Origin of the sequence: Nocardia takedensis NBRC 100417 (assembly GCF_000308695.1) — a bacterium.
Taxonomy (GTDB): domain Bacteria; phylum Actinomycetota; class Actinomycetes; order Mycobacteriales; family Mycobacteriaceae; genus Nocardia; species Nocardia takedensis.
The window spans coordinates 59,814-85,435 of the sequence record NZ_BAGG01000115.1; the positions used below are offsets into that span (position 1 = coordinate 59,814).

The 25,622-nt window shown below is 70.0% G+C and carries 27 protein-coding genes; 12 read left to right on the forward strand and 15 right to left on the reverse strand.

What is annotated here, in order from left to right; all coding sequences use genetic code 11:
* Window positions 1–31: 31 nt before the first annotated feature.
* The 4 genes from ON30_RS24550 to ON30_RS24565 all read right to left on the reverse strand — a co-directional run bounded on the left by ON30_RS24550 (window position 32) and on the right by ON30_RS24565 (window position 4,556).
* Window positions 32–922, reverse strand: coding sequence for a thioesterase family protein (locus tag ON30_RS24550; protein WP_083911640.1), 891 nt, complete (start codon window positions 920–922; stop codon window positions 32–34).
* Window positions 923–1,042: 120 nt separating this feature from the next.
* On the reverse strand, window positions 1,043–1,957 hold the full coding sequence (locus ON30_RS24555; protein WP_051029928.1) for a sugar phosphate isomerase/epimerase family protein: 915 nt from the start codon (window positions 1,955–1,957) through the stop codon (window positions 1,043–1,045).
* Window positions 1,958–1,962: 5 nt separating this feature from the next.
* Window positions 1,963–3,525 (reverse strand): Rv0497 family membrane protein, encoded by a 1,563-nt coding sequence (locus tag ON30_RS41265; RefSeq protein WP_051029929.1) that lies wholly within the window; start codon window positions 3,523–3,525, stop codon window positions 1,963–1,965.
* Complete coding sequence (locus ON30_RS24565; protein WP_040710541.1) at window positions 3,522–4,556, reverse strand: Ppx/GppA family phosphatase; 1,035 nt, start codon at window positions 4,554–4,556, stop codon at window positions 3,522–3,524. Before ON30_RS24565 ends, ON30_RS41265 begins: the two co-directional genes overlap by 4 nt.
* Before the next feature lie 86 nt (window positions 4,557–4,642).
* On the opposite strand from ON30_RS24565, the gene ON30_RS24570 reads away from it, so the two are divergent.
* The 6 genes from ON30_RS24570 to ON30_RS24595 all read left to right on the forward strand — a co-directional run bounded on the left by ON30_RS24570 (window position 4,643) and on the right by ON30_RS24595 (window position 8,887).
* The gene (locus ON30_RS24570; RefSeq protein ID WP_040710844.1) at window positions 4,643–5,497 is read left to right on the forward strand and encodes a DUF3109 family protein; all 855 of its coding nucleotides are present in this window, start codon (window positions 4,643–4,645) and stop codon (window positions 5,495–5,497) included.
* Between the two features lie 460 nt (window positions 5,498–5,957).
* Window positions 5,958–6,782, forward strand: coding sequence for a glycosyltransferase family 2 protein (locus ON30_RS24575; protein ID WP_245554195.1), 825 nt, complete (start codon window positions 5,958–5,960; stop codon window positions 6,780–6,782).
* A 189-nt stretch (window positions 6,783–6,971) separates the two neighbouring features.
* Complete coding sequence (locus ON30_RS40520) at window positions 6,972–7,505, forward strand: hypothetical protein (RefSeq protein ID WP_040710544.1); 534 nt, start codon at window positions 6,972–6,974, stop codon at window positions 7,503–7,505.
* Between the two features lie 22 nt (window positions 7,506–7,527).
* The gene (locus tag ON30_RS24585) at window positions 7,528–7,959 is read left to right on the forward strand and encodes a hypothetical protein (RefSeq protein ID WP_040710545.1); all 432 of its coding nucleotides are present in this window, start codon (window positions 7,528–7,530) and stop codon (window positions 7,957–7,959) included.
* Between the two features lie 2 nt (window positions 7,960–7,961).
* Window positions 7,962–8,447, forward strand: coding sequence for a hypothetical protein (locus ON30_RS36355; protein WP_051029930.1), 486 nt, complete (start codon window positions 7,962–7,964; stop codon window positions 8,445–8,447).
* Window positions 8,448–8,554: 107 nt separating this feature from the next.
* Entirely contained in the window at window positions 8,555–8,887 is a 333-nt protein-coding gene (locus ON30_RS24595; RefSeq protein ID WP_040710546.1) for a hypothetical protein, read from the forward strand.
* Between the two features lie 60 nt (window positions 8,888–8,947).
* On the opposite strand, the gene ON30_RS24600 is transcribed toward ON30_RS24595, so the two are convergent.
* The 8 genes from ON30_RS24600 to ON30_RS24635 form a co-directional block, all read right to left on the reverse strand.
* Window positions 8,948–9,637, reverse strand: a complete 690-nt coding sequence (locus ON30_RS24600) for a winged helix-turn-helix domain-containing protein (protein ID WP_040710547.1) — start codon at window positions 9,635–9,637, stop codon at window positions 8,948–8,950.
* The gene (locus ON30_RS24605; RefSeq protein ID WP_040710549.1) at window positions 9,634–10,869 is read right to left on the reverse strand and encodes a sensor histidine kinase; all 1,236 of its coding nucleotides are present in this window, start codon (window positions 10,867–10,869) and stop codon (window positions 9,634–9,636) included. The genes ON30_RS24600 and ON30_RS24605 overlap by 4 nt, the downstream gene beginning before the upstream one ends.
* A gap of 245 nt (window positions 10,870–11,114) precedes the next feature.
* Complete coding sequence (locus ON30_RS24610) at window positions 11,115–13,166, reverse strand: CocE/NonD family hydrolase (RefSeq protein WP_040710551.1); 2,052 nt, start codon at window positions 13,164–13,166, stop codon at window positions 11,115–11,117.
* A 263-nt stretch (window positions 13,167–13,429) separates the two neighbouring features.
* Complete coding sequence (locus ON30_RS24615) at window positions 13,430–14,167, reverse strand: phosphoglyceromutase (protein ID WP_040710846.1); 738 nt, start codon at window positions 14,165–14,167, stop codon at window positions 13,430–13,432.
* A gap of 46 nt (window positions 14,168–14,213) precedes the next feature.
* Window positions 14,214–15,107 carry an ROK family protein gene (locus ON30_RS24620; protein WP_040710553.1) on the reverse strand — a complete coding sequence of 298 codons (894 nt, stop codon included), beginning with the start codon at window positions 15,105–15,107 and terminating at the stop codon, window positions 14,214–14,216.
* Window positions 15,108–15,246: 139 nt separating this feature from the next.
* A complete protein-coding gene (locus ON30_RS24625) occupies window positions 15,247–15,756 on the reverse strand; it encodes a type III secretion system chaperone family protein (protein ID WP_040710554.1) in 510 nt (169 codons plus the stop codon).
* The gene (gene mshA, locus ON30_RS24630; RefSeq protein WP_040710555.1) at window positions 15,753–17,174 is read right to left on the reverse strand and encodes a D-inositol-3-phosphate glycosyltransferase; all 1,422 of its coding nucleotides are present in this window, start codon (window positions 17,172–17,174) and stop codon (window positions 15,753–15,755) included. The genes ON30_RS24625 and mshA overlap by 4 nt, the downstream gene beginning before the upstream one ends.
* Window positions 17,175–17,302: 128 nt before the next feature.
* Entirely contained in the window at window positions 17,303–18,112 is an 810-nt protein-coding gene (locus ON30_RS24635; RefSeq protein WP_040710556.1) for an alpha/beta fold hydrolase, read from the reverse strand.
* A gap of 65 nt (window positions 18,113–18,177) precedes the next feature.
* On the opposite strand from ON30_RS24635, the gene ON30_RS24640 reads away from it, so the two are divergent.
* Window positions 18,178–18,912, forward strand: coding sequence for an SDR family oxidoreductase (locus ON30_RS24640; protein ID WP_040710558.1), 735 nt, complete (start codon window positions 18,178–18,180; stop codon window positions 18,910–18,912).
* Window positions 18,913–19,004: 92 nt separating this feature from the next.
* A complete protein-coding gene (gene mscL, locus ON30_RS36360) occupies window positions 19,005–19,559 on the forward strand; it encodes a large conductance mechanosensitive channel protein MscL (protein WP_306307395.1) in 555 nt (184 codons plus the stop codon).
* A gap of 87 nt (window positions 19,560–19,646) precedes the next feature.
* Here the strand turns inward: mscL and ON30_RS24650 are convergent, their stop codons facing one another.
* Both ON30_RS24650 and ON30_RS24655 read right to left on the reverse strand, forming a co-directional pair.
* Complete coding sequence (locus ON30_RS24650; protein WP_040710561.1) at window positions 19,647–20,885, reverse strand: L,D-transpeptidase; 1,239 nt, start codon at window positions 20,883–20,885, stop codon at window positions 19,647–19,649.
* Between the two features lie 69 nt (window positions 20,886–20,954).
* Window positions 20,955–22,043: a UDP-N-acetylmuramate dehydrogenase gene (locus ON30_RS24655; RefSeq protein ID WP_051029959.1), complete on the reverse strand. Its 1,089-nt coding sequence runs from the start codon at window positions 22,041–22,043 to the stop codon at window positions 20,955–20,957.
* Between the two features lie 42 nt (window positions 22,044–22,085).
* Here ON30_RS24655 and ON30_RS24660 point away from each other — a divergent pair, with 42 nt between their 5' ends.
* The 3 genes from ON30_RS24660 to ON30_RS24670 all read left to right on the forward strand — a co-directional run bounded on the left by ON30_RS24660 (window position 22,086) and on the right by ON30_RS24670 (window position 24,153).
* The gene (locus tag ON30_RS24660; RefSeq protein ID WP_040710563.1) at window positions 22,086–22,574 is read left to right on the forward strand and encodes a DUF2505 domain-containing protein; all 489 of its coding nucleotides are present in this window, start codon (window positions 22,086–22,088) and stop codon (window positions 22,572–22,574) included.
* Window positions 22,575–22,837: 263 nt separating this feature from the next.
* A complete protein-coding gene (locus ON30_RS24665) occupies window positions 22,838–23,359 on the forward strand; it encodes a DUF2505 domain-containing protein (protein WP_040710565.1) in 522 nt (173 codons plus the stop codon).
* A complete protein-coding gene (locus ON30_RS24670) occupies window positions 23,329–24,153 on the forward strand; it encodes a class I SAM-dependent methyltransferase (protein WP_245554196.1) in 825 nt (274 codons plus the stop codon). The genes ON30_RS24665 and ON30_RS24670 overlap by 31 nt, the downstream gene beginning before the upstream one ends.
* Here ON30_RS24670 and ON30_RS24675 read toward each other — a convergent pair.
* Window positions 24,127–24,735, reverse strand: coding sequence for a type IV toxin-antitoxin system AbiEi family antitoxin (locus tag ON30_RS24675; protein WP_040710567.1), 609 nt, complete (start codon window positions 24,733–24,735; stop codon window positions 24,127–24,129). The genes ON30_RS24670 and ON30_RS24675 overlap by 27 nt on opposite strands.
* A 98-nt stretch (window positions 24,736–24,833) precedes the next feature.
* Here ON30_RS24675 and ON30_RS24680 point away from each other — a divergent pair, with 98 nt between their 5' ends.
* Window positions 24,834–25,562, forward strand: a complete 729-nt coding sequence (locus ON30_RS24680; protein ID WP_040710569.1) for an LmeA family phospholipid-binding protein — start codon at window positions 24,834–24,836, stop codon at window positions 25,560–25,562.
* Window positions 25,563–25,622 lie beyond the last annotated feature (60 nt).

The window sequence follows — 25,622 nt, forward strand, 5'->3', positions numbered from 1 at the left end:
CGGGCGACCGGTCCGTGGAGGACCGCCGAGGTCAGGGGCGGCCCGCCGGAATCAGCGCCAATTGTCGGCTCTGCGCGACCACCGCGCCGGTCGCGTCGATCACCAACTGGTCCTCGTCGAACATGCGGTTGCCGACCTCGCGGGTGGTCGCGATGACGCGCAGCCACCCGGGCGCGGGCCTGCGGCGCAGGTAGGTGGTCATCTGCACGGTCGGGGCCCAGCCGAAATGGCCGAGGTTCATCGGCACCGGCGGGCTCATGTCGGCGGCCATCATGGCGAAGTAGGCGGCGACCTCCGGATCGGCCTGATCGCCCGGACGCGGCCGGATCCACAGCCGCAACCGGGGTTCGCCGCGTTCGCCCGCGAGGAAGGGCGACCACGCGCGGTCCAGGAACAGATCCGCGCCGCGGCCCACGTGCACGATCGAGCCCATCTGCGAACCGTCCTCGTAGCCGATCGCGTCGGCGGGCGGTTCGGTGGGCATCTCCTCGAAGGCGGCGACGTGCACCGGTTCGGCGTCGTCGAGTCTGCTGAAGGTGAAGGCCGTGCGGACCAGGCCGCGCTCGCCCTGGATCAGGGTGGTGTCGGCCAGGCAGATCTGGCGGCCGATCTTGCGGATACGCACCTCGTACTCGACCGGGCCCGCGTCGGGCGCGCCGAGGAAGTCGGAACTGGCCGCCACGGGGGCCATCTCGGCCAGGGCCGGGTCCCGCGCGCGCAACCAGTTCGCGGCCGCCGCCGCGCTCGCGGCCACCATGGTGCCGCCGTGCACCTTCTTGCCGATGGTCCAGATGTCGTCGATGACGCCCGCGTAGCGGCCGGTGTCCGGCGCGGTCGCGGTGGTCTCGGTCAGCGCGCACACCCGGCTGAACGGGGCATCGGTCGTGGTCGCCGGGCTCCCGGCGAGCGACTCCGTCGTCATCGTCACTCCTGTCGTCCGCCGTCCGCGCGGCGCGCCACGCGGGCGGTCACCGGCGCACGGCGTTCGTACAGCGTACAACGCGGCTCCGCCGAACCGCGCCGCGCCGGGTCGACCCCGCGGTCACACCAGGGTCGCCGGAGCCCTTCCGTTGAGATGCACGCGCGCGAATTCCAGCGTCTTGCCCAGCAGCGCCGAACGTTCCGCGGTCGTCCGCGCGTTCTGGGTGTTGATCTCGGCGACCGCGTGACCGGTGAACCCGGTCTCCACCAACTTCGCGCAGACCTCCGCGCACGGTTGGGTGCCCTCGCCCGGCACCAGATGCTCGTCGTGGGCCGCGCCCCGACCGTCGGCCAGATGCAGATGCGCCAACCCGCTGCCCATCCGCGCGGCCAGCGACAGCGGATCGGCCCCCGCCGTCGCGGTGTGCGACAGGTCGAGAGTGTAGTGCCGGAACCCGGTGTCGGTCGGATCGTAGGACGGACTGAACGCCGTCAACCCCGGCCCCGGCCCGCCGCGGCGCTCGAGGCGCTTCACCGCGCCGGTACGCCTGCCGAACAAGGTGTCCGCGCGCATCGGGAACATGTTCTCCACCGCGACCACGACCGGACTGTGTTCCTCGAGTTCGGCGACCTGCGCGGCGAAACCCTGCGCGTAGCGGCGCTGCCAGCGGAACGGCGGATGCACGACCACCGTGTCCGCGCCCAGCGTCTCGGCCGTACGCACACTGCGTTCCAGCTTCGCCACCGGATCCGAACCCCAGACCCGTTGCGAGATCAGCAGACACGGCGCGTGCACCGCCAGGATCGGCACCTCGTAGCGGCGCGAGTACTCCTGCACCGTGCCGATGTTCTGGCTGGCCGGTTCGGCCCACACCATCAATTCCACGCCGTCGTACCCGAGTTCGGCCGCGTAGCGGAACGCCGCCTCGGTGTTCTGCGGATACACCGAGGCCGTCGACAGACCCACCAGGATCTGTCGGGCCTCGCCCGACTCCTCGACGCCGATCTCGCGCTCCTCCCCGGAATGCCCCACGATCCGCCTCAGTTCGTACTGAGCAGGAAGGCCAACGGCCCGAGCGTGACGAAGATGCCGACCACCACGGCGATGACCGTGCTCAGGATGTCATCGGTGCGCCGCAGGATGCGCACCAGCGCGACGAGACCGAGGATCACGATCATCGCCAACGCCAGCGCCACCCACGGCAGCATCTCCCACATGCTCTCGAAACCCTTGAACAGCAACATGCCCGCGATCGCGGCGCCCGCGCTCTGACCGCCGAGGATCAACCACTGCCTGCGGTTGACGTCGTGCTCGACCCGGCGCGCGGCGCGTCCGCCCGTCGCGGATTTCTTCTTCTTGTCCTTCGCCCGGGAGCGGCCCAGCCGGGACGGGGGCGGGTCGAGATCGTCCTCGTCGTCGAAAGGCTCGTGCTCACCGGTGAACTCGTCGTAGTACTCGGTCGGACCGTCGTCGGCGTCGAGTAGATCGTCACGGCCGCGCCGGTCGCGCTCGGCGCGTTCGGCGCCGTCGCGCAGCAGGTCGCCCGCCACTGTCTGCCCGGACAGCAACTGCTGGTCCTGGCTGGCCAGTGACCACGCCGCGGTGGGCAGGCCGCCGGATTCCGGCGCGTCCGGGGGCGGGCCCGCCGGCTTGTGCCGTCGCGCCGACCAAGCGGGCAGGCCGCCCTCGCGTCGGGGCGCGGTGCGCGGCGCGGGTTCCGGCATCGGCGGCGCGGCTTGCGGCGCGGGCGGGTAGTCCCCCGCGACCGGCGACCACGCGGCCGTCGACGGCCCTTCTTCCTGTTCCTCGACCGCGCGCCTGCGATCGGCCCGGCTCTGGCGGCCGCCTTCTCGGGTGGGCACCTCACCGTTCGCGCCGCGACGGCCGTTGCGGCCCGCGCGTTCGCGGCGGGGCGGTTCGGCCATATCGGGCAGCTTGTAAACCTCGGTGGCCGACTCGTCCGGATCCGGGCGGTGCCTGCGGCCCCCGCGCGACGGCTCGGGGGCCGGTTCGGGGACGTAGGCGGCGGGCGCGGGCCCGTAGGCGGGCGGTCCGTAGGGATCGACGGCCGCGGGGCCGTACGGATCGGAGACGCCGGGACCGTACGGGTCGGAGACCGGCGGCTGTTCCGGCGCGCCGTGCCGCGCGGTCGGACCCGGCATCTCGCGGCCGGGCATCACTCGCGCGGAGTGGCCGAAAGGTTCGGGACGCGGCGGTTCCGGCGCGTACCCCGCCAGCGGGTCGTAACGGGTGATCGGCCCCGACATCGGGGAGTGCTCGTCCTCGACGGGCCCCGGGTACTCGGGGGCGTAGGAGGAAGCGCCGAAATCCGAGCGGGGCGCCTCGTAGGCGGTGGCGTCCCACGACCGCGGTTCGGGAGCGGGCGGTTCGTAGGCGGGTTCGGCCGCCTCCGGCTCGGGCGCCGCGTGGGCCGAATGCCCGCCGCCGTCCCGGATGACGGGCAGGTCGCCGGTCAATTCGGCGACGGAGATGCCGCGACCGCCGCGCCTGCGCCTGCCGCCGCCGGAGGACTGGGCCCCCTGCGCGCCGTTGCGGGCCAGCAGCTCCGCGACCGACAGCTGCTTGGAATCTTCACCACTCATGACGACACCGTTTCGATCGGGCCCGACAGCGGTGGCCCACCCTCGGCGCCGCGCGAACCGTCACCGGCCGCGGGCCCGGGTAGGTGGGTCGCCCTCGGTCCGCCGTTCATATCGGTATCCAGTTTGCGCAGGATGAGACCCTCACGCAGTGCCCACGGACAAATCTCGAGGGTATCCAGCGACAGTGCCCGCATACTCGCCTCCGCGATCAATGCGCCGGCCACCAGTTGCTGCGACCGATCGGAACTCACGCCTTCCAATTCTGCCCGGTCCGCGGCCGTCATTCGCGAGATGAACGCGATCAGCTGCCGCAGACCGGAGCTGGTGAGTGTACGACGAACCCGAGGTCCGGCGGCAGAGGGCGCCGCTCCCGTCAGCCGGGCCAGCGACCGGAATGTCTTGGACGTGCCAACGGCCAGATCGGGACGCCCGGCGTCGATCAGCTGTTTGGCGGGCAGCACCAACTCGGCGTCGAGCCAGTCGCGCAGGACCGCCACGCGGCGTTTGCCGGGCGGGTCCTCGCGCAGCCAGTCCCTGGTCAGCCTGCCCGCGCCCAGTTGCAGCGACAGCGCGACGTCGGGTTCCTCGTCGCCGCCGTTGCTCACCTCGAGCGAGCCGCCGCCGATGTCGAGATTGAGGATGCGGCCCGCGCTCCAGCCGTACCAGCGACGCACGGCCAGGAAGGTCGAACGGGCCTCGTCGACGCCGGAGAGCACCCGCAGATCGACGCCGGTCTGGGCGCGGACCCGGGCCAGCACGTCCTCGGAATTGGTGGCCTCGCGCACCGCGGAGGTGGCGAAGGGCATCAGTTCCACGCACCGCGACGTCTCGGCGATGCTGGCGAATTCGGCCACCGTGGCGATGAGTCGCTGCGCGCCCTCGGCGGTGATCGCGCCCTTGTCGTCCATGTTCTCCGACAGCCGCAACGTGGCCTTCGTCGAGCTCATGGGCATCGGGTGGCCACCCCGATGGGCATCGACCACCAGCAGGTGGACGGTGTTGCTTCCGACATCGAGTACCCCTAGGCGCACATGAATACGGTACGCGGTCGGTCCGCACTGCGGTCCAGGCGACCGAGCTGTTAGCGTCTCGAGGTGTGACGGAACGCGGCGACGCCATGAGCCCGACCCGACCCGGACCAGCGCGGAAGATCGATCCGAGTCCCGAGGTCGATATGGATTTCCCGCGCGAATGGATCGAGTTCGTCGACCCGGCAAATGACGAGCATCTGATCGCGGCCGATCTGACCTGGCTGCTGTCGCGCTGGACGTGCGTCTTCGGCACGCCCGCCTGCCAGGGCATCTTGTCCGATCGGCCCGATGACGGCTGCTGTTCGCACGGCGCTTTCCTGTCCGACAAGGACGACAGGAAGCGCCTCGACAAGGCTGTGAAAATGCTCACACCGCAGGACTGGCAACTGCGCGACGAGGCCCGCAACGCCGAGGGAAAGCTCACGCGCAAGGGCTATCTGGAGGTCGACGAACTCGAGGACGAACCCGCGCTGCGCACCCGGCGCTACGAAGGCGCGTGCATCTTCCTCAACCGTCCCGGCTTCGAAGGGGGCGTCGGCTGCGCGCTGCACACCATGGCGCTGCGCCGGGGTCTGCTCCCGCACACGGTGAAGCCGGATGTGTGCTGGCAGTTGCCGATCCGGCGCACCCAGGAGTGGGTGGATCGCCCCGACGGCGTGCAGATCCTGCGCACGGTCGTCACCGAATACGACCGGCGCGGTTGGGGACCGGGCGGTCTGGATCTGGACTGGTACTGCTCGGGTTCGCCCGACGCGCACGTGGGCGCGCAACCCGTCTGGCAGTCCTACGGCCCGGAACTGACCGAACTGCTCGGCGAACCCGCCTACGCCGAACTGGCCAGGCACTGCCGTCGGCGGGAAGGTCTCGGCCTGGTCGCCGTCCATCCGGCCACCGTGCACGCCGCTCGAATCGCCGAACAGAACGACGCGCACATCCACTGATCCCGGCGTGTTCCCGGTGCGCGATCACGCCGTGTCGACCATTCGACGGATAGGCGTTCCGATAATTCGGTGATATACCTCGGCACCGCCCGGACGGGCCCCGGAAATCGTTGGCAATGGACTGCGGGGTTCGTTTCTCGACACGCAGAAACGAGGCGCGCCGAACAAGTTTCCCGGTCTTGCCTCGCTGCCCACCCGTGCGTATAAGGTGTAGCCGCACAGCGGATTACGCGGGTCGGGGCGTCGATGTCGCCGCCGAACGCCGACCTCGATCCGGCGCGTGTCACGGGGACGGTCCGGTCGCACAGCCGAATATGCCATCGGTTTCCGTGTGTCTGTTTGCATTTCGGGTGGGTGGATTTCGAATTGCTCGAATATCGGCGGTTTTCGTCGCGCCGAATTTCGGGTCGTTCGTTCCAGGACGAAGGACACAATGGTCGATCACAACAATTCTGTAGTCATGTCGGTAATCGTTCCGGTGCTCGACGAGGCCGCCTCGATCGAGCGGACCCTGTCGCGACTGGTCGCGCAGGACGCCGTCGACGAGATCGTCGTCGTGGACAACGGCAGCACCGACGGCACCCCGGAGATCGTGCGGCGCTTCGCGGAACTACATCCGGCGGTGGAGTTGGTGCACGAACCGGCGCGCGGGATCGCGCCCGCCCGCAACGCCGGCTTCGACAAGGCGCGCGGCGACATCATCGCCCGCACCGACGGCGACACCCTGGTGGACGAGAACTGGGGGGCGACGATCCGCGCGTTCCTCGACGGCAACCCGGAGACGGCCGCGGTGACCGGACTGTGCACCTATCACGATTCGCCGGTCGGCTTCCTGCTCGCGACGGGGCAGGCGTTGCTGGTGAGCCGGGGCAGACTCGGCGGCCGGGTCGGCAACATGTACGGGCCTAATATGGCGCTGCGCCGGGAAGCGTGGGCGGCGATCCGCGCGGACGTGCAGTCCCGCGCGGACGTGGCCGAGGATCTGGACATGGCCCTGTGCCTGACCAAGCGCGGCCTGCGCATCGATCAGTTGGTCGACATGCGGGCGCGCACCTCCGCGCGACGCAGGCGGCAGAGTCCGCGCGAGCACTGGCGGTTCCACCGGATCGGGTTGCGGACGCTGCGCGATCACGGGTTCCAGGTGCGGTTCGCGCATCGGGCGATCGTGTGCGGCGCGTGGCTGGGCCACACCGCGCAGTGGCCGATCCACCGGTTCTGGGACTTCGAGCGGCGACGCTTCGCCTTGCGTCCCGGCGCGGCGCGGATCTCGGCGGTCGGCGAGTAGATCGGACCTCGTGGTGGCGGGGTGCGGGTGGATCGCGCCCGCCTCCGCGATCTTGTCCGTACGCTGTGACCAGCGAACTCCGTGTGAAACGAACATTGCTCGCTTTTTTGCGAAACGCTGACATTTCACACCTGAGGTCACTTACTGTGCGGTGACCCACACAGTCGTGGGTCAGCACAGGAGCACCACATGACATCCACGTTCTTCACCCGCCGCCGGGTCGCCGTCGGCCTCGCGGGCCTGACCACCGCCGCCGCGGTCGCCGTGCTCGCAGGCCCCGCCCACGCCACGGTCGAATCGGTCACCGTCTCGGGCGCGGACCACAAGATCAACCAGACCTACACGCTGCGCGCCGAGGTCGGCGGGGCGTCCTTCGGCCTGCTCGTCTACTGGAGCGACAACGGCGAAGCCATCGCCCCGCCCAAGGTCCCGTGGCCGGTCGGCGAATCCTCGATCGACTGGACGCCGAAGACCGCGGGTCAGCACGTGCTGACCGCGTCGCAGGGCGGCAGCACCAAATCGGTCGTCGTGACGGTCACCTCCGGCGCCACCACACCGCCGACCACCACGACCCCGCCGCCGACCACCACCACACCTCCCCCGACGACGACAACGCCGCCGCCGACGACCACCACGCCGCCCCCCACCACCACCACACCGCCGGCCAGCACACCCCCCGTCACCACCACGCCGCCCAAGCCGAACACCGGCAGCTTCGGCTGAGCGACAACGCAGGAGTAGCACGATGAGCCAGTTCATCACCCGCGCGGGACTGACCGCCTTCGGCGCCGCCGCCGCGGTCTCCGTTCTCATGGCGCCCAACGCGCACGCCACCGTGGACTCGGTGACCGTGTCGGGAACCAACCACGCCATCAACACCGAGTACACGCTGACCGCGAAACTCAGCGGCGTCAGCATCGGCCTGCTGGTCTACTGGTCCGACAACAACGAGGCCATCACCGGCCCGAAGGTGCCGTGGCCGATCGGCGAGTCGACGATCACCTGGACCCCCACCACCAAGGGCCAGCACGTCATCACCGCCTCCCAGGGCGGCAGCACCAAGACGGTGGTCGTCAACGTCATCGACCCGGCCGACGAGGTCGACCCGGGCACCCCCGGCGGCAGCGGCAGCGCGGCCACCTTCCCGGGCCTCGGCGGCCTGTTCGGGAGCAGCTAGCCGTGGGGAACACCTCGGTGCGCGGCGGTCTCGCGGCCGCCGCGCTCGCCGCGGTCGCCACCGTCGCGGTGGCGACCGCGCCCTCGGCCTCGGCCGCCGTCGACGCGGTGGCCGTGGAGGGCAGCGGCAACCACGTCGTCGGCACCACCTACACCATCCAGGCGCGCCTGACCGGCGCCTCGGCGGGTCTGCTGGTCTATTTCAGCGACAACGGCGAATTCATCGGGGCGCCCCAGGTGCCGTGGCCGCCGGGTCAGGCGCAGATCGTCTGGAAACCCAGCACCCCCGGACAGCACATCCTCACGGTCGAACAGGGCGGCAGCGTCCGGTCCACCGTGGTGAATGTCACCGCGGCGTCTTCCGGCACCGGGAGCGCGGGGTCCGGCAGCGCCGAATCCGGGACCGGCAGCACGAGCACCGGCAGCGCGACGAAGGTGCTCGCCACCCTGCTCGGAGGGCTGTTCGCGGGAATGTTCGGGAGTAGCTGAACATCCGCCGCAACACGGTCGACGACCGGCCGGGACGCGTGCGCGCGCCCCGGCCGGTCACCCGCCCGCCATGCGCATTTCACCCGCTTCGGGTTGGATGCACGGTCATGAAGAAAATGTTCACCCTGGCGGCAATCGTTCTCGGCGCGGGCGTCGCGCTGGCGGGCGGCGCGCACGCCGAACCCAACGGCGATCCCCACAAGTTCGCCGACTTCACCGCGAACTTCGTCCCCGCCACCGATCCGGCCGCGCTCAGCGCCAAGGAGCAGGGCAAGTACCTCATCATGAGCCCGTACGGCACCGCGCACACCATCGCCTGCCGCGGCAACGGCGCGGACGTGCCGATCTACGACTGCATGCAGGAGGACGACCTCGGATGGATCTCCCTGCGTGTCATCGACGTCCCCGGCATCGGCCCCACCTGGACCTACCTGCCCTGATTCCCCCTCTGTTCACGGGGCCGCGCGGCTGATCGGCGCGGCCCCGTTCCCGTGTCCGGGTCAGGCTTCGAGCTTGTAGCCCAGGCCGCGCACGGTCACCAGATGTTCGGGCTTGGCCGGATCGGCCTCGATCTTCGAGCGCAACCGCTTGACGTGCACGTCGAGGGTCTTGGTGTCGCCCACGTAGTCCGCGCCCCACACCCGGTCGATGAGCTGACCGCGGGTCAGGACCCGGCCGGAGTTGCGCAGCAGGTATTCGAGCAGGTCGAACTCCTTGAGCGGCAACGTCACCGGCTTGCCGTTGACCAGCACCGTGTGCCGGTCGACGTCCATCCGGACGGGGCCCGCCTCGAGGACGCCGCTCTCGTTGGAGCCGTCGATCTCGTCACCCGCGCCGCGGCGCAGCACCGCCCGGATACGCGCGATCAACTCGCGCGCCGAGTACGGCTTGGTGACGTAGTCGTCCGCGCCGAGTTCGAGCCCGACGACCTTGTCGATCTCGCTGTCGCGAGCGGTGACCATGATGACCGGCACGCCGCTGCGAGTGCGCAACTGCTTGCACACGTCGGTGCCGCTCATCCCGGGCAGCATCAGGTCGAGCAGCACGATATCGGCGCCCGAGCGGTCGAATTCGGCCAGCGCGGAAGGGCCGTCGCCGACGACGGTCACCTCGAAACCCTCCTTGCGCAGCAGGAACGCGAGCGGATCGGCCAGCGACTCCTCATCCTCGACGATCAGAACACTCGTCATCTGCGTGCCTCCACACCATTGGGTCGACCCGCCCCCGTGGGGCGCGGGCTCATATCTCTCGTGCTCACCACGATGCCGTCGACGTCTTCTTCGCCGTCGGATTCACGGTGGGCGGGTATTCGCAGGGTGAACGTGGATCCGGTGCCGAGCTTGCTCCACAGGGTGATCTCACCGTTGTGGTTGGCCGCGACATGTTTGACGATAGCCAGCCCGAGCCCGGTACCCCCGGTGGAGCGCGAGCGCGCCTTGTCCGAACGGAAGAATCGTTCGAAGACGCGCTCCTGATCCTCCTTGGCGATGCCGATGCCGCGGTCGGTGACGGCCATCGCGACGTGGTCACCGCGCAGCGAGCGGCTGACCGACACGTGCGAACCCGCGGGCGAGTAGGCGATGGCGTTCTCCACCAGGTTGGACAGGGCGGTCACCAGCAGGGTCTCGTCGCCGAGCACCTCGAGTCCGCTGGGCCGGTCGGTGCTGACGGTGATGCCCGCGGCCTCGGCGGCGGTGCGGGAGCGGTCGACCGCCTGCATGACGACGGTGTCGACGTCCACGACTTCGAGTTCCGGCAATTTCTCCGCACCCTGCAGGCGCGAGAGCGCGATGAGTTCGGTGACCATCTTGCCGAGCCTGCGCGATTCGTCCAGGACGCGGTTGCCGAAATGTCGCACGGCGTCGGGGTCGTCGGCCGACTCCAGCAGCGCCTCGGCCAGCAGGCTCATCGCGCCGACCGGGGTCTTGAGTTCGTGGCTGACGTTGGCGACGAAATCGCGGCGGGTCGCTTCCATCCTGGCCTGCTCGGAGTCGTCGTCGGCGAAGAGGACCGTGAAGGTGGTCTCCTCGGGTGACAGGGCCCGCGCGACGCCGCGCACGGCGATCCGACTGCGGCCGGGCAGCGGATTCTTGGCGGTGAGGTCGAATTCGGCGGATTCGCCGCTGGCGAGCACTTTCTCCACCGCGGCCCAGGCGCGCTCGTCCAGGAGTCGGTTGCGGACCAGGCCGAGTTCCTCGGCGCGCGGGTTGACCAACAGCACGTCGCGGTATTCGTCGACGACGGCGATCCCGCTCTCGGAGGCCAGGACGATGAGGTCGAGCACCTGGGACATGGTGAGTCCGGAGTCGGCCTGTCGCCGCGCGGCCTGGCGCGCGTTGACGTAGGGGATCAGTAGCCCGCCGACTGCCAGGCCGACGACAGCCGCGAGGACTGCCAACATCACGGCCTGCGGAACACTCACCCCTGAATCGTACGGTCGTCTACGGGGGGCCAAACGGGGGGTACAAGAAGTTTCGCGCAGGTCACGACCACTTCGGAGATCGTTAGCCATGTGTTTACGCGTTGTTCGGTATACCGATTCGGGATGAACCGGGCAGGTGAACGTGGCGGAAATCGGTCGCGCCGCGCGGTTCGAAAAGAAGCGAGGCCCGGTGCGCGCACCGGGCCTCGCTCAGGCCGTCTCCCAGACTGCTCGGGGAAGCGGGATCACCAGCCGGGGTTGCCCCGCAGCGGCACGTTCACGAAACTCGGCCGGTTCGGGTCGAGCTGCACGTGCTGGGGGCGCAAGCCGGTGTCGACCAACATCGCCAGCACCGGCAGACCCTTCGGGAAGTTGCCCGCGAACACGTCCACCCGCAGTCGGTGGCCCGGCTTCAGCACCGCCTCGGTGGCGGTCAGGGTGATGTCGAGCGTGGTCGCCTCACCGGGGACCGTGGGCTGCCGGTGCTCGAGCGAGGTGAACGGACGGGGATCGGTGTAGTCGCCGTTGGCCGAACGGGTGCTGTTGGCGTCGTCCACCTGCCGCAGCGAGGCCATGAGCTGACCCGAGGACAGCACCGAGGACTGCCCGTCCGGGGCGACATCGTTGACCGTCACGGTCCAGTAGCCGTCCTCGGTGTCCTGGACGGTGTTGAGCCGCACCGCGATCGGACCCGAGATCGCCGTCTCCTCGGCCACCGGCGCGCTGGTGAAGGTCAGCGCGTTGGTCTCGGCGATCCGGGAGTCCTTGGCGCAGCCGTCGATGACCGAGAGCACGCCCGCCGTGCCCTGGGCCGCGTCGTTGGAGCACACCGTGCTCAGGCCGGGGCCGAGGGTCAGCCGGTCGCCGTCGGCGACCGGGTCGGGCCGCAGCGAGCCGTCGTACACGCTCGCGGCGGTGCCGCTGACCGCCGAGGACAGGTACATCCGACGGTGGGTGGCCTCGTCGCCGCCCGTGGCGCTGTCACCGAAGCCGTTGGCGGTGACCCAGCCGCCGCCCTGCTGACGCAGGGTGACCGGCCCGTAACCGTCGATGCCGTTGTCGATGCCCTTGAGCCACTTGTCGAACCAGGCGCGCTGGAGCACGTCCAGGCGCGGGGGCAGCCCCGGCTTGCCGTACTCGTTGCCCGAGTTCAGGTGGTAGGTGTTGCCCATGAGCAACTGCTTCTGGCCCGCGGGCAGCGGGATCTGGTTGTAGATCTTGGATTCGGAGTAGGTGAACAGATCGTGCCAGCCGCCGACCACGAAGGTCGGCACCCGGATGGCGCTCGGATCGGCCAGGTACTCCTGACGCGCCGGACTGCTCGCGCTGAGCAGTTCCTTCAGGCGCGGGTCGGCGTCCTCGATGCGGGTCGAGGTGTAGGCGTTGAGGAAGACGTCCATGAATGTCAGCGGCGAGGCGGCGCGGTCGGCGAGCCACTGCTGGTCGAAGCGGCCGTTGGCGATGGCCTGCGCGTCCGGCAGCCACTTGAGGGCGTTGACCGCGGTCAGCCACAGCGGGATGAAGTTGAAGCCGAAGCCGCCGCCGGGCGCGAGCACATCGTTGATCAGGTCGCTGCCGGGGACGATCGGGAAGATCGCCTTGAGGTGCTCGGGCTGTTTGGCGGCCGCCTGCACCTGGTTGATCGCCGAGTAGGAGATGCCGCTCATGCCGATGTTGCCGTCGGACCAGGGCTGGGCCGCGGCCCAGTCGATGACCTCGACGGTGTCCTGCTGTTCGCGGGCGCGCAGCAGATTCCATTCGCCCTGGGAGAAGCCGGTGCCGCGGACGTCGACGACGACCTGGGTGTAGCCGCTCTTGATCAGCTGGCGGTCCACGGAGAAGTTGCGCAGTTCACCGCCGCCGAACGCCTTGGTGAGGTCGGTGACGCCGGACAGCGGGGTGCCGGAGAGGTCGAAGCGGCGCAGCGCGTCGATCAGGGCGTCGGACAGACCCGGCACGGCGCTGGCGTGGTCGGCGAGGTTGGAGACCAGCTTGGTGTACGGGGTCAGGTTGACCACCGTGGGCGTGCGGGTCTCTACCGGGCGTCCCGAGGCGTCGGCGGGCCGGTAGACGTTGCCCTTGAGCACCGTGCCGTCACTCATCGTGATCGGGACGTCCCACTCGATGAAGATGTTCGGGTACTGCTGCGCGGCGTCCTGGGTCGCCACCCAGGACGCGCCCGCCGCACCGCCGTCGGGGCCGGTGGGCGCGGGCGACGCGGCGGCGCCGGAACTGAGGAAGGGGACGAGCACGACGGTGGCCATCGCGGCCACCGCCGTACGCAACGCGTACTTCATCGGACGTTATCCACCTCTCGGACGGGAAGAACCGCTGGAGCCTACCTAACCTACTGCCCGGTAAGGAAGACCGGCCTCCCTGTCATGTTCAGAATGACCGTCAACATATACGGAAAAATCGGACAAAGACAGAGCGTGCGCCCACCGAATCACTGGACCTTCGTCCAGAATTCACGCTCACCAGCCCGGGTTGACAACCACCGAAAACAACGACGCGCCGCGGTCGCGAACCACCACGGCGCGTCGGAGACGTGCGAAACGAGTTACTTGCCGCCCTGATTCGCCACGGCGGCGGCGCCCGCGGCGGCGGCCTCCGGATCGAGGTACTCGCGCGGCCGGACCGGACGCAGGTTCTCGTCCAGTTCGTAGCGCAGCGGGATGCCGGTCGGGATGTTCAGACCCGCGATGTCCTCGTCGGAGATGCCGTCCAGATGCTTCACCAGCGCCCGCAGCGAATTGCCGTGCGCCGCCACCAGAACGGTCCTGCCCGCCACCAGATCCCGCGAGATCGTCGACTCCCAGTACGGGATCATCCGGTTCACCACGTCGAGCAGGCATTCGGTGCGCGGCACCTCGATCTCGGCGTAGCGCGGATCGGCGTCCTGGCTGTACTCGTCGGCCGGATCGATCAGCGGCGGCGGGGTGTCGTAGCTGCGCCGCCACAGCATGAACTGGTCCTCGCCGTACTCGTCGCGGATCTGGGCCTTGTTCTTGCCCTGCAACGCGCCGTAGTGCCGCTCGTTGAGCCGCCAGTCGCGCACCACCGGAATCCAGTGCCGGTCGGCGGCGTCCAGCGCGATGTTCGCGGTGCTGATCGCGCGGCGCAGCAGCGAGGTGTAGACGATGTCGGGCGCGATGCCGTGCTCGGCCAGCAACTCGCCCGCGCGCTTGCCCTCGGCGACGCCCTTGTCGGTCAGGTGCACATCGACCCAGCCGGTGAACAGGTTGAGGGCGTTCCATTCGCTCTCGCCGTGGCGCAGCAGCACGAGGGTGTACGTCATGGCGGCCATTCTGGCACGCCCGCCCCGTACCGTTCACCCGCGCCCGTCAGGCCTGCACGGTCAACGCCGTCAGCAACCCCGCGCCCACCAGCGTCGCGTGCTCGCCCAGTTCCGAGGGCACCACCCGCAGATCGCGCAGGAAGCCCAGTCGCGCGTGCGCGCCCAACGCCTCCTGCATCGGCCGCCACAGCGGTTCGCCCGCCTGCGCGAAACCGCCGCCGACCACGACCAGGTCGATGTCGAGCAGGGCGGCCGCCGACGAGATCGCCTGCCCCAGCGCGATACCCGCGCGCCGCAGCGCCGCCTTGGCGATCCGGTCACCCGCCTCGGCGGATTCGGCCAGTTCCTTGCCGGTCTCGCCCACCCACCCGCGCTCACGCGCCCACCGCACCGAGGACGGCCCGCTGGCGATGGCCTCCACGCAGCCCACCCCGCCGCACGCGCACGGATCGGTCGACCCCGGCACCACCACGTGGCCGATGTGTCCGGCGTTGCCGGTGTGCCCCACCGCGACCATGCCGCCCACGATGACCCCGCCGCCGATGCCCGAGGACACCGTCATCGCCAACGCGTCCGGCGTCTCGCGCGCCGCGCCGAAATGCCGTTCGGCCAAGGCCAGACACACCCCGTCGATCGCGAAACGCACCGAGGCGCCCGGGAACAGGTCCTGCACGGCGGGCACGATCGGGAATCCGTCGGCCCACTCCGGGATGTTCAACGGCTGCATCTGCCCGGCCGGCGCGTCGACGGGACCGCACGCGCCGATGCCGACCATGCGCACCTCGGACCCGTTCGCGGCCGCCAGCAGCAGTCCGCGGCACGCCTCCCACACCCCCGCCTCCGGGACCTGGATGCGCCCCACCTCGTGGGTCACCCCGTCCGGGCCCACCAGTCCGACCGCCATCTTGGTCGCACCGATGTCCAGCGCCAATGCCGTCATCTCACCCCCACATCGAAAGATCCGGGATCGCAGCGTTTACGGCTCCCGGAATCGGCTGCCTTCCGTACGGGGGGAGACGCTACGGGAGTGCGGACCGGCGACACCGACGACCCCGCGCGGATCAGGGGCGGGCGGCGGCTCAGGGTTTGTCGGCGGAGTCCACCAGATGCTCGAAGGCGCGCAGATTCTTCAGCGATTCGCCCCGCGAGACCCGCCACTTCCATTCCTTGCGAATGGATTCGGCGAAACCGAGTTCGAGCAGGGTGTTGAAATCGGCGTCGACCGCCTCGAGCACCTGCCCGAAGATCCGGTCCAGTTCGTCGGCGGTCACCGCGTGCAGCGAGACCCGGCCGACCAGGTAGATGTCGCCGACCCGGTCCAAGGTGTAGGCCACCGCGTAGAGCCTGCGGTTGCGACGCAACAGGAATTTGTAGACGCCCTCGAAGTTCTCGTCCGGTTTGCGGCACACGAACGATTCGATCCGCAGACCGTGGGTGCCGACCGTGACCATGACGGTGGTCTTGAGTTTGCGCTCACCCGGCAGCACCACGACGAAGACGTCCTCGCCGGGGCGGGTGTACTCGATCTCGCGCTCGCGCAAAGTCTGCTCGACCAGGCGCGCCGTGCTCTCGGTCGTCTGCTCCGTCATCGGGGTACTCCCATCCGTCGCCGCCACAGCGCCCTCGGTCTGGCCGGGCCGCCCAGACCCGCGCGTTCGGCGGATACCCGGTCGCGCGGGTCCTCACGCAGCACACCGTACGGCTCGTCCAGCACCGACGGCGTCGTGCCCGGGTGCGGGGCGTCGGTGAAATCGGCGGCCGCGGCGAGGTAGCTGTCCAGCAGGCCCGCGGCGGTGTGCTCCCAGGAGAAGTGGGCGGCGTGCTCGACCGCGCGAATCCCCATGTGCCGCAGGCGTTCCGGGTCGCCGAGCAGGGCGCCGAGCGCCGCGGCCCAGTCGCCGATGCGGTGGCCCGCGACCAGGACGCCGGTCTCGTCGTCGCGGACCGCGGTGCCGAGCCCGCCCACGTGCGCGGCCAGCACGGGCGTGCCGCTGGCCTGCGCCTCGATGGCGACCAAACCGAACGATTCGTTGTAGCTGGGCACCGCGACCAGATCGGCGGCCCGATAGACCTGCACCAACCGCTGCGGCGGCTGCGGCGGCAGGAAGGTGACGCGGTCGGCGATGCCGAGTTCGGCGGCCAGTTCGATGAGCGCGTCGGGACGTTCCAGCCCGGTTCCGGACGGCCCGCCCACGATGAGCACCCGCAGCCTGCCGCCGCGATCGGCGTCGGGGCCGCGCAGCACCTCGGCGGCGGCGCGCACCAGGATGTCGGGGGCCTTGAGCGGCTGGATGCGGCCGACGAAGGCGACGACCCGCTCGTTCGGGTCGATGCCGAACAGCGCGCGGGCCGCGGCCTTGTCGCCGGGCCGGTAGCGCGACAGGTCGGCGCCGGGCGGCACCACGTCGATGCGGTCGGGGCGCGCCCCGTACAGCTCGACCAGCTGGCGCGCTTCCTCGACGGTGTTGGCGACCATGCGGTCGGCCTCGGTGATGACCTGTTTCTCGCCGATCTCGCGGGTCAGCGGTTCGGGGGCGTCGCCCTCGGCCAGCGCGGCGTTCTTCACCGCGGCCAAAGTGTGCGCGGTGTGCACCAGCGGCACCCGCCAGCGGTCGCGCGCCAGCCAGCCGACCTGGCCGGAGAGCCAGTAGTGCGAATGCACCAAGTCGTAGTGGCCGGGCTGGTGCTTGGCCTCCTGGCGCAGCACCTCCGCGGCGAACGAGCACAGCTGGGTGGGCAGATCCTGCTTGTCCAGGCCCTCGAACGGGCCCGCGACGACGTTGCGGACCAGCACGCCCGGCGCGGCCTCCTGGACCGGCGGCAGGTTCGAGGAGGTCGCGCGGGTGAAGATCTCGACTTCGATGCCGCGCTGGGCCAGCTGTACGGCTGTTTGCAGCACGTACACGTTCATGCCGCCCGCGTCGCCAGTGCCCGGTTGGGCCAGTGGTGAGGTGTGCACCGACAGCACGGCGATCCGATCCGGCCGTAGATCCGGGCGTTGACTCACACATCCATAGTGCACGGCGTATACGACGCGACCGCAACCATGTCCGGCAAGGTGACAGCCATCACAAGCCCTTCGTGACGACGCTCACGCTCGCCGCGCTGATCCTCGAATAGGCGTTCGACCAGGGACTACAGGCTGTCGACGAAACCGCCGACCTCGGCGACGAAACGCTCCGGGTCCTCCAGGAACAGCCCGTGCCTGCCGCCCTCCCAGAACGAACCGCGCCCGTCGGGAACGGTGTCGAGCACGTAGCGGCCGTTCTCCGGCGGGACCACCGGATCCTCGAGCCCGTGCAGCACCAGCACCGGCACCGTCAACGCCGCCAGCGTCGCGGTGTTGTCCACCGAGCGGTAGAACAGCGCCTTGCGCACCCGCGGCGGGGTCGACAGACTCGCGCCGAACAGGCGCTGCGCGTCCACGCCCGTGCCGCCGTTGGCGTCGCCGAAACCCGCGAAAGCCCGCACCGCGCGCCCCGGCGACTCCTCGAACACCCCCGGCATCGCCTCCACCAGCGCCCGGCCGGTCCCCGCGCCCGGCGCCTCGCGGCCGATATTGGCCATCGACCCGGTGAACACCACACCCGCCACCGCGCCCGTGCCGTGCGCCGTCAGATAGTCCGAGACCACGATGCCGCCGTAGGACCACCCGAGCAGCACCGCCCCCGAATCCACCCCCTCCGCGGCCAGCACCGCCGCCAGATCGGCCGCCCAGTTCGCCGGATCGTCGTACCCGGACTCCGGCGCCCCCGAATAGCCGTGCCCGCGCAGATCCACCGCGATCACCCGGAACCGCTCGGCCAGCGACCGCGCCGCCGCACCCCAGCACCGCAGGTCCGCCGACCAGCCGTGCACCAGCACCAGCGGCCTGCCCTCCTCGGGGGCGTCGACCCGGTATGCGATGGAGGTGCCGTCGGCGCTGAGCGCATCCCGTAGAGCCATGCGATCGAGGTTAACGGTGATACGGGCAACTGCGACCGCCCGCTACCCGCCCCTAGGATCGCCGCATGAGCACACGCACCGCGATCGTCACCGGGGCCAGTTCCGGCATCGGTGAAGCCACCGCACGGCAACTGGCCGCCCAGGGGTACCACGTCCACGTGGGCGCGCGCCGGATCGACCGACTGCGCGCGCTCGCCGAGGAGATCGGCGGCACCGCCCACGCGCTCGACGTCACCGACGACGAGTCGGTGCGCGCCTTCGCCGCCGCCGTCGAGCGCGCGGACGTGCTGGTCAACAACGCGGGCGGGGCCAAGGGCCTGGCGAGCGTCGCCGAAGCCGACCTCGACGACTGGCGCTGGATGTGGGAGACCAACGTGCTCGGCACGCTGCGCGTCACCAAGGCGCTGCTGCCCGCGCTCATCGCCTCCGGCGACGGACTCATCGTCACCATCACCTCGGTGGCCGCCTTCCACGCCTACGACAACGGCTCCGGCTACACCTCGGCCAAACACGCCCAGGCCGTCCTGCACCGCACGCTGCGCGGCGAACTGCTCGGAAAACCCGTGCGGCTCACCGAGATCGCGCCCGGCGCGGTCGAGACCGAGTTCTCCCTGGTGCGTTTCGACGGCGACGCCGACCGCGCCGCGAAGGTCTACGAAGGCATCGATCCGCTGGTCGCGGCCGATATCGCCGAGATCGTCGGCTTCGTCGCCTCGCGACCGCCGCACGTCAACCTGGACCAGATCATCGTCAAACCCCGCGACCAGGCCGAGCCGACGCGCTTCGCCCGGCGCAGCTGACACGCCGACACATGGGTATCGACGCGGACGGACGGGGTACTCGGGGGCGGGACGACACGAGGGATTTCAGAGCCAGGATGGGAGATTCTCCGGTGTTTCGAAGGTTCAAGGGCTTCAAGGGGTTCAAAGACTTCTTGATGCGGGGCAATGTCATCGACCTGGCCGTCGCGGTGGTCATGGGTACCGCCTTCACGGCCGTGGTGACCTCGGTGACCAAAGGCGTCATCAATCCGCTGCTGGCCGTGTTCGGCCAGAGCGGCGAACTCGGCCTGGGCTTCCACCTGGTGCCCTCCAAACCGGCCACCTTCATCGAGGTCGGCCCGATCGTCTCCGCGATCCTGAACTTCGCGATCGTCGCGGCGACGCTCTATTTCGTCCTGATCATGCCGATGAACACGCTGAAGAACCGCTTCGGCACGGTGAAGGCGGCCGAGCCGACCGAGACCGAACTGCTCATCCAGATCCGCGACCTGCTCGCGAAGCAGTCCGGCGAGACGACCGCCACCGCCGAGACCTCGCTGTCCGAGGGCACCGAGGAAGCGGGCACCGATCAGACGGCTCAGCGCAGCGCGTCCTCGACCGACAGCGCGGATCGACGTGACGGCACGGATCGACGCGAGGAAGTGCCCGTGCGGGCGCGCGGCTGAGCCGTTTCCGCGCCTGCGCCGGAGAGTCCGGGTGCCCGAGCGCCGGTCGATTCCGGTACTCGGCGGCGGATCTCGGCGCGGCGGATCTCAGCGCGCGCCGGGAGCGCGTGGCGCGACCGGCGTCGCCGAAACGACCGGGGCCGACCCCGAATTTAACGCCGACATCGACGCCCAGGTGCCCTGATCGATGGTCCAGTCGTAGAGGTCGCCGTCGGCCGCGGACAACGCGATCGAGGTGCCGGTGACCTCCACCGGATCGCCGTACAGCGCGGTCGGGAAATACGCCTGGGCGTCGCCGGGCGAGAGGTTGATACAGCCGTTGGTGACGTTCGCCGACCCCTGCGCCGACAGCGATTCCGGGTTCGCGTGGATGAATTCGCCGTTGTTGGAGATGCGGACCGCCCAGCGCTCCCGGACGTTCTCGTAGAACGGCGGATTCGACATCAGGAAGTCCTCGTACTTCTCGGTGACCACGTGCACGCCCGACCGGGTGACGTTGCGCGCCTCGTTGCCCTCGCCGTAGCTGACCGCGAAATCGAAGATCGTCTGCCCGTCGCGGACGACCTGCATGCGGTGAGTCGGTGCGTCGGCTTTCACGATCTGACCGCGGCCGATCCGGAAATCGGAGGTCAGATCGGAATCGCCGTATTCGCCCTCGCCCAGATCCACCCCGTACAGCTTCGCCCCGACGTGCACGGAGGTGCCGGGAACCCAGTACTTCTCGGGACGCCAGTGCGCGCGTGCGCCGCCGTTGTCGTCGGGCAGCCACGCCCAGGACCCCGCCGTCGGCGGATCGGTGGTGACGGTGAACGCCTTCTCCGCCGCCGCCTTGTCCTCGATGGGCGCGTTGAACTGGAGGATGATCGGCGCGGCGATGCCGACCTCCTGCCCGTCGCCGATGTTGATCGTGGCCGCGGTGGTGCGGCGCGGAGCCAGCGTGCTGAACTTCCCCTCGATCGGGACCTGTTTGCCGTCGGTCCCCGTGACCGAACCGGACCAGGTGTAGGCGGCGTCGTAGCCCAGCGGTTCGGTGACGCGGTAACCGCGCTTGTCCGGGGACAGTTCGCCGGTGACCGCCTTGCCCGCCGCGTTGGTCAGCGCTATCTGATCGATGACGCCGTCCTCGACCCGCACCGAGACCGGCGCGATCGGGCTGACCCCGTCGCTGCCGTCGCCGGGGTCGAATTCGACCTGCGCGACCGGGCCGTTCTCGCGGGCCTGCTCGCCGCCGCCGTCGCCGGAGCACCCCGCTACCAGGGCCAGGACGGCGAGCACGGCGACCCACCACAGGGCAGTCGGACCGGGGATACCTCGACGTGTGCTCACGGTGTTCGAATCTACGCGCGCGGGACGAACCGCCCGCCCCGCTCCGACCGTGTCGTGCGATCCACCGAACTACAGGCGCACGCCCACCGTCACCGGTTCGGGCTCGAGCACGACGCCGAACCGCTCGGCCACCCCGTCGCGGACCGTACGGGCCAGCGACACCAGGTCGTCCGCGCTGGCCGAACCCCGATTGGTCAGTGCCAGCGTGTGTTTCGTGGACAGCGTGGCGCGTGCGCCGCCCCCCGGGAACCCTTTGGCGAACCCCGCGCGCTCGATCAGCCAGCCCGCCGAGAACTTGACCCCGCCCGGATCGGGATAGGTGGGGATCGTGACATCACCCACATGGGCGGTGATCGCGGCCCGGACCTGGGCTTCGCGGTCGGCGGGCACCACGGGGTTGGTGAAGAACGAGCCCGCGCTCCAGGTGTCGTGATCGGCCGGGTCGAGCACCATGCCCTTGCCCGCCCGCAGCGCCAGCACCGCGGCGCGCACGTCGGCGGCCGGGCGGGTCTCGCCGTCGGCGGCGCCGAGACTTTTGGCCAGTTCCCCGTAGCGCAGCGGCGCGCTGCGACCGGCCGGGTCGAGGGCGAACTCGACCGCGAGGACCAGCGCGTCGTCCCGGTGTTTGAGCACGCTGGTGCGGTAGCCGAAACCCAGTTCGGCCGGCTCGACCCAGCGGCGCACGCCGTCGGTGCGGTCGAGCAGTTCCACCCGCCGCAGCGACTGCGCGACCTCGACCCCGTAGGCCCCCACGTTCTGCACCGGCGTCGCACCCGCCGACCCGGGGATGCCGGACAGGCACTCCAGACCGCCCGCCCCCGCCTCGACCGTGGCCGCGACGACCCCGTCCCACGGCGCGCCCGCCTCCGCGTAGACCGACTCCGCGCCCAACCGCACCGCACCGGTCGCGACCCGGACCACCACGCCGTCGAAGCCGTCGTCACCGATCAGCAGATTGGAACCGCCCGCCAGGATCAGCGTCGGGATCTTCGCGGCGTCCAGGGCGCGCACCGTCGCCACCAGCGAGTCCGTGGACTCGCAGTCGGCCACCGTCGCCGGGCCGCCGACCCGCAGCGTCGTCAACTCGGCCAGGCGCACCTCGGCGCGCACCCGCGCACCGGTGTCGACCAGCACGTCACGCACGGAGTCCGCCGACACCACCCGAGAAGTTCGCACCCCCAGACGGTAGCGTGTCCGACCATGGCTACACCCTTGGCGTACACGGCCCGCTACACCCATCCGGTCGAGTCGGTACGCGCCGCGATCGCCGACGAGCAGTACTGGAAGGACCGCGTCGCCGAGGTCGGTGGACCGAACGCGCGCCTGGACTCGGTCGTCATCGAAGGCGACCGCGTGCACGTCGAGATGGTCCAGGCCATCGCCGCCGAACTGCTGCCCCCCGCCATCACCGCCGTGCGCCCCGGTGACCTGATCATTCCCCGCACCGAGACCTGGACGGGCACCACCGCCACCTTCTCGGCCGGTGTCGCAGGCGCGCCCGCCGAAGTCACCGGCAGCATCGTGCTCGCGGGCGACGCCGGCGGGTCCACCGCCACCGTCGAAGGCCGCATCGAGGTCAAGGTCCCGCTCTTCGGCGGCAAGATCGAAGCCGCCATCGAGGAACGCCTCACCGACCTGCTGCGCTCGGAAGAGGAATTCACCAACACCTGGCTCGCGAAAGCCAACTGACGCACCACCTCTCGGCCCCGCTTTCGTGCGGGGCCGAGTACGCCCACACCCGCACACGACCGCGAAGAAGCACATGAACCACCCCTCGCACGCAGACCGTTCCCTCACCGTCCACACCCCCGCCCCCACCGAACGAGTCCTGCGCGCCACCCCCACCGGCCGCCTCTCCGTAGACCGCCCCAAGCGCCTCCGCCCCAGGCGCAAACCCCGCCCCTGACGCGCGCCCCCTCTCCCCCCGAACCCCGCTCGGTACCCTCTCCTTCATGGCACGCCGACTGGATTACTCCGCCCGCTACCCCCTGCACAGCACGAAAGAGCTGTACGAGGCGCTGTCGTCTCGGGAGTACTGGGAGGCGCGGGTCGCGGAGATGCGCAAGTACACCCCGGACAACGAGGTGGTCGGCTTCGAGGTGACCGACGCGGGGGTGGAGGTGGTGTTGCACCACACGTTGCCGCGGGAGATGCTGCCGGAGATCGCGCAGACAGTGATGCGCAAGGACATGGTCATCACCCGTAAGGAGAGCTGGAGGCTGTTCGGCGAGGAGGAGACGGTCGGGAAGTTCTCGGCGTCGATTCCGGCGGGTCCGGGCAGTCTGGGCGGTTCGATCCGCTTGTTCCCCACCGAGACCGGGTGCACGATGCGGTTCTCCTCGGAGGCGAAGGTGTTCATCCCGATGGTGGGGCCGCGGCTCGAGCAGATGATGCTGGTGAATCTGGTGGATCTGTTCCGCGCGGAGGCGGAGGAGACGACGCGGTGGCTGGAAGAGCGGAAGCCGACCGCCTGAGTCGTCCGGTCGGTGTCGTCACGCGCGGCACGACCGGGGTGAATCGGTTGCGGCGCAGCGACCGGTGGCTGACGCACGACGAGTTCGTGCGTTCGCGGATTCTGGATGCCGCCGATCCGCTGGTGGTGGATCTGGGGTACGGCGCGAGTCCGTGGACGACGTTGGAGTTGGCGGCCCGGTGGCGTGCGGTGCGCCCGGATGTGCGGGTGGTGGGTCTGGAGATCGATCCGGCCCGGGTGGCGCCCGCGCGCGACGGGGTCGTGTTCGCGCGCGGGGGTTTCGAGTTGGCGGGTCTGCGTCCGGTGTTGGTGCGCGCGTTCAACGTGTTGCGCCAGTATCCGGAAGAGGCGGTGCCCGCGGCGTGGGAGCGGATCCTGTCGGGGCTGGCGCCGGGTGGCCTGCTGGTGGACGGCACGTGTGACGAGGTGGGCCGTCGGTGCGCGTGGGTGCTGTTGGACCGGTCCGGGCCGCTGTCGTTGACGTTGGCGTGGGACCCGTTCTCGGTGCCGCGGCCGTCCGAGGTGGCCGAGCGGCTGCCGAAAGCGCTGATCCACCGCAATGTTCCGGGTGAGCCGGTGCACGCGCTGCTGGCGGCGGCGGATCGCGCGTGGGCGGTGGCCGCGCACGCGGCGCCGTTCGGTCCGCGAGCGCGGTGGCGGGCGGCTTCGGAGGTGTTGCGCGCGGAGGGTTTTCCGGTGCGGGTGTATCGCAGGCGGATGCGTGACTGCGTGTTGTCGGTGCCGTGGTCGTGTGTGGCGCCGCTCGGTTCACAGACCGGTCAGCGCCCGGTGTAGTCGGGAGGCGGCGCGCGGAGTGGACAGTGTTCCGGCGCAGCGGATCTCCTCGCCCGCGCAGCGGCTGATGGCGAGGGCGTCGCCGACCACTTCGTCGAGGGCGGTTTGGCCGATGTCGGATTCGGCGAGGTCGAGGACGGTGCGCACGGGTGTGGTGACCAGGAACGGGCCCGCCGATTCGACGTCGAGGGTGGCCAGTGGCCTGCGCAGCACGATCAGGCGGGGCGTGACCGGCGGTCGACCGCGTCCGACGGACATGTGCAGGTATTGGGGGCGCAGTCTGCCGATGCCGTGCAGTTCGGCGGCGCTGTGGTGGGAGACGGCGGCGGCGCCGTCGAACCAGGCGGCCCACATGGCGTATTCGTCGAGGGGGCCCGGGGGCCATTCGGCGAGGCGGAGCAGTCCGACGCCCGCGCGGGTGACGGTGCCTTCGCCGAGTCCGGCGCGGACGCGGGTTTCGCATCCGGTGCGCAGCACTTGGCGGGTGGTGAAGAATCCGGCGTGGCGTCCGGCGAGGCGGCGCAGCACACGCCAGCCGTGGTCAACGGAGTCCTCGGGGCGGCCCGCCGCGTCGCCAGCCATGGTTAGAGGTTACCTGCCGGACAAGTGCCGCATATCACAAATGACCCCCTCACCGAGGCCACAGAGCGGACACAGGAATGTCGGGAAGAATCACATCCATGACGACGAAGACCCCCGCCACCTCGAAGGTGAGCCGACGCACTCTGGTGATCGCGCTGGTCGTGGTCGCGACACTGCTGGCAGGTGCCCTGATCGGCGGTGAGGCGTATGCCAGACACCGGATGGCGGGCTGCATCAGCGACCAGTTCCAGCAGGAGATGGGGTCGAGCATCGATGTCGGGTTCGGCGCCAAACCACTGCTGGTCACCATGATCGACGGCAAACTGTCCTCGGTGACGGTGGACAGCGAGGGCGACAAGTTCGGTCCCGCGGTCGGCATGGTGGTGCACGCGAAATTCAACGATCTGGAGATGAAGGACGGCGGGCGCGGCGGCGGCACGGTCGGCAGTTCCTCGGCCGATGTCACCTGGAGCAACGAAGGCATCCAGGAGACGATGGGCGGCCTGGTGACGGGCGTGAAGTCCTCGGCCTCGACCGGCATGCTGACGCTGGACGTGCTCGGCGGACTGGCCCAGCTCGAGGTGCAACCGCAGGTGCGTGACGGCGCGGTGACGGTGCAGACCAAGTCGGCGGCGCTGCTGGGCATGGGCTTGCCGACGGATCTGGTGCAGGGCATCGTCGATCTGTTCGGTCAGAGTTTGCAGAGCTACCCGATGGGCTTGAAGCCCACGCAGATCAAGGTGACCGACTCCGGGATCGACGTCGCCCTGGCAGGCGGCCGGACCGAGTTGCCCGCGAGCGAGCAGAACACCGAAGTGACCTGCTGAGGGCTCCCCCGCCCATCCAGTGGACGACACCCGGCGTGTCGTCCACTGTCAGTGGACTCC

Excerpts from the sequence above, each read along its gene's own strand:
- ON30_RS24600 (WP_040710547.1), bottom strand. The coding sequence starts at position 9,637 with ATGACGAGTGTTCTGATCGTCGAGGATGAGGAGTCGCTGGCCGATCCG.
- ON30_RS41265 (WP_051029929.1), bottom strand. The coding sequence starts at position 3,525 with ATGAGTGGTGAAGATTCCAAGCAGCTGTCGGTCGCGGAGCTGCTGGCC.
- ON30_RS24615 (WP_040710846.1), bottom strand. The coding sequence starts at position 14,167 with ATGACGTACACCCTCGTGCTGCTGCGCCACGGCGAGAGCGAATGGAAC.
- ON30_RS24575 (WP_245554195.1), top strand. The coding sequence starts at position 5,958 with ATGTCGGTAATCGTTCCGGTGCTCGACGAGGCCGCCTCGATCGAGCGG.
- ON30_RS24625 (WP_040710554.1), bottom strand. The coding sequence starts at position 15,756 with ATGACGGAGCAGACGACCGAGAGCACGGCGCGCCTGGTCGAGCAGACT.
- ON30_RS24610 (WP_040710551.1), bottom strand. The coding sequence starts at position 13,166 with ATGAAGTACGCGTTGCGTACGGCGGTGGCCGCGATGGCCACCGTCGTG.
- ON30_RS24660 (WP_040710563.1), top strand. The coding sequence starts at position 22,086 with ATGGCTACACCCTTGGCGTACACGGCCCGCTACACCCATCCGGTCGAG.
- ON30_RS24585 (WP_040710545.1), top strand. The coding sequence starts at position 7,528 with ATGAGCCAGTTCATCACCCGCGCGGGACTGACCGCCTTCGGCGCCGCC.
- ON30_RS24640 (WP_040710558.1), top strand. The coding sequence starts at position 18,178 with ATGAGCACACGCACCGCGATCGTCACCGGGGCCAGTTCCGGCATCGGT.
- ON30_RS24620 (WP_040710553.1), bottom strand. The coding sequence starts at position 15,107 with ATGACGGCATTGGCGCTGGACATCGGTGCGACCAAGATGGCGGTCGGA.
- ON30_RS24675 (WP_040710567.1), bottom strand. The coding sequence starts at position 24,735 with ATGGCTGGCGACGCGGCGGGCCGCCCCGAGGACTCCGTTGACCACGGC.
- ON30_RS24550 (WP_083911640.1), bottom strand. The coding sequence starts at position 922 with ATGACGACGGAGTCGCTCGCCGGGAGCCCGGCGACCACGACCGATGCC.
- ON30_RS24665 (WP_040710565.1), top strand. The coding sequence starts at position 22,838 with ATGGCACGCCGACTGGATTACTCCGCCCGCTACCCCCTGCACAGCACG.
- ON30_RS24570 (WP_040710844.1), top strand. The coding sequence starts at position 4,643 with ATGAGCCCGACCCGACCCGGACCAGCGCGGAAGATCGATCCGAGTCCC.
- ON30_RS24595 (WP_040710546.1), top strand. The coding sequence starts at position 8,555 with ATGAAGAAAATGTTCACCCTGGCGGCAATCGTTCTCGGCGCGGGCGTC.
- ON30_RS40520 (WP_040710544.1), top strand. The coding sequence starts at position 6,972 with ATGACATCCACGTTCTTCACCCGCCGCCGGGTCGCCGTCGGCCTCGCG.
- ON30_RS24635 (WP_040710556.1), bottom strand. The coding sequence starts at position 18,112 with ATGGCTCTACGGGATGCGCTCAGCGCCGACGGCACCTCCATCGCATAC.
- ON30_RS24680 (WP_040710569.1), top strand. The coding sequence starts at position 24,834 with ATGACGACGAAGACCCCCGCCACCTCGAAGGTGAGCCGACGCACTCTG.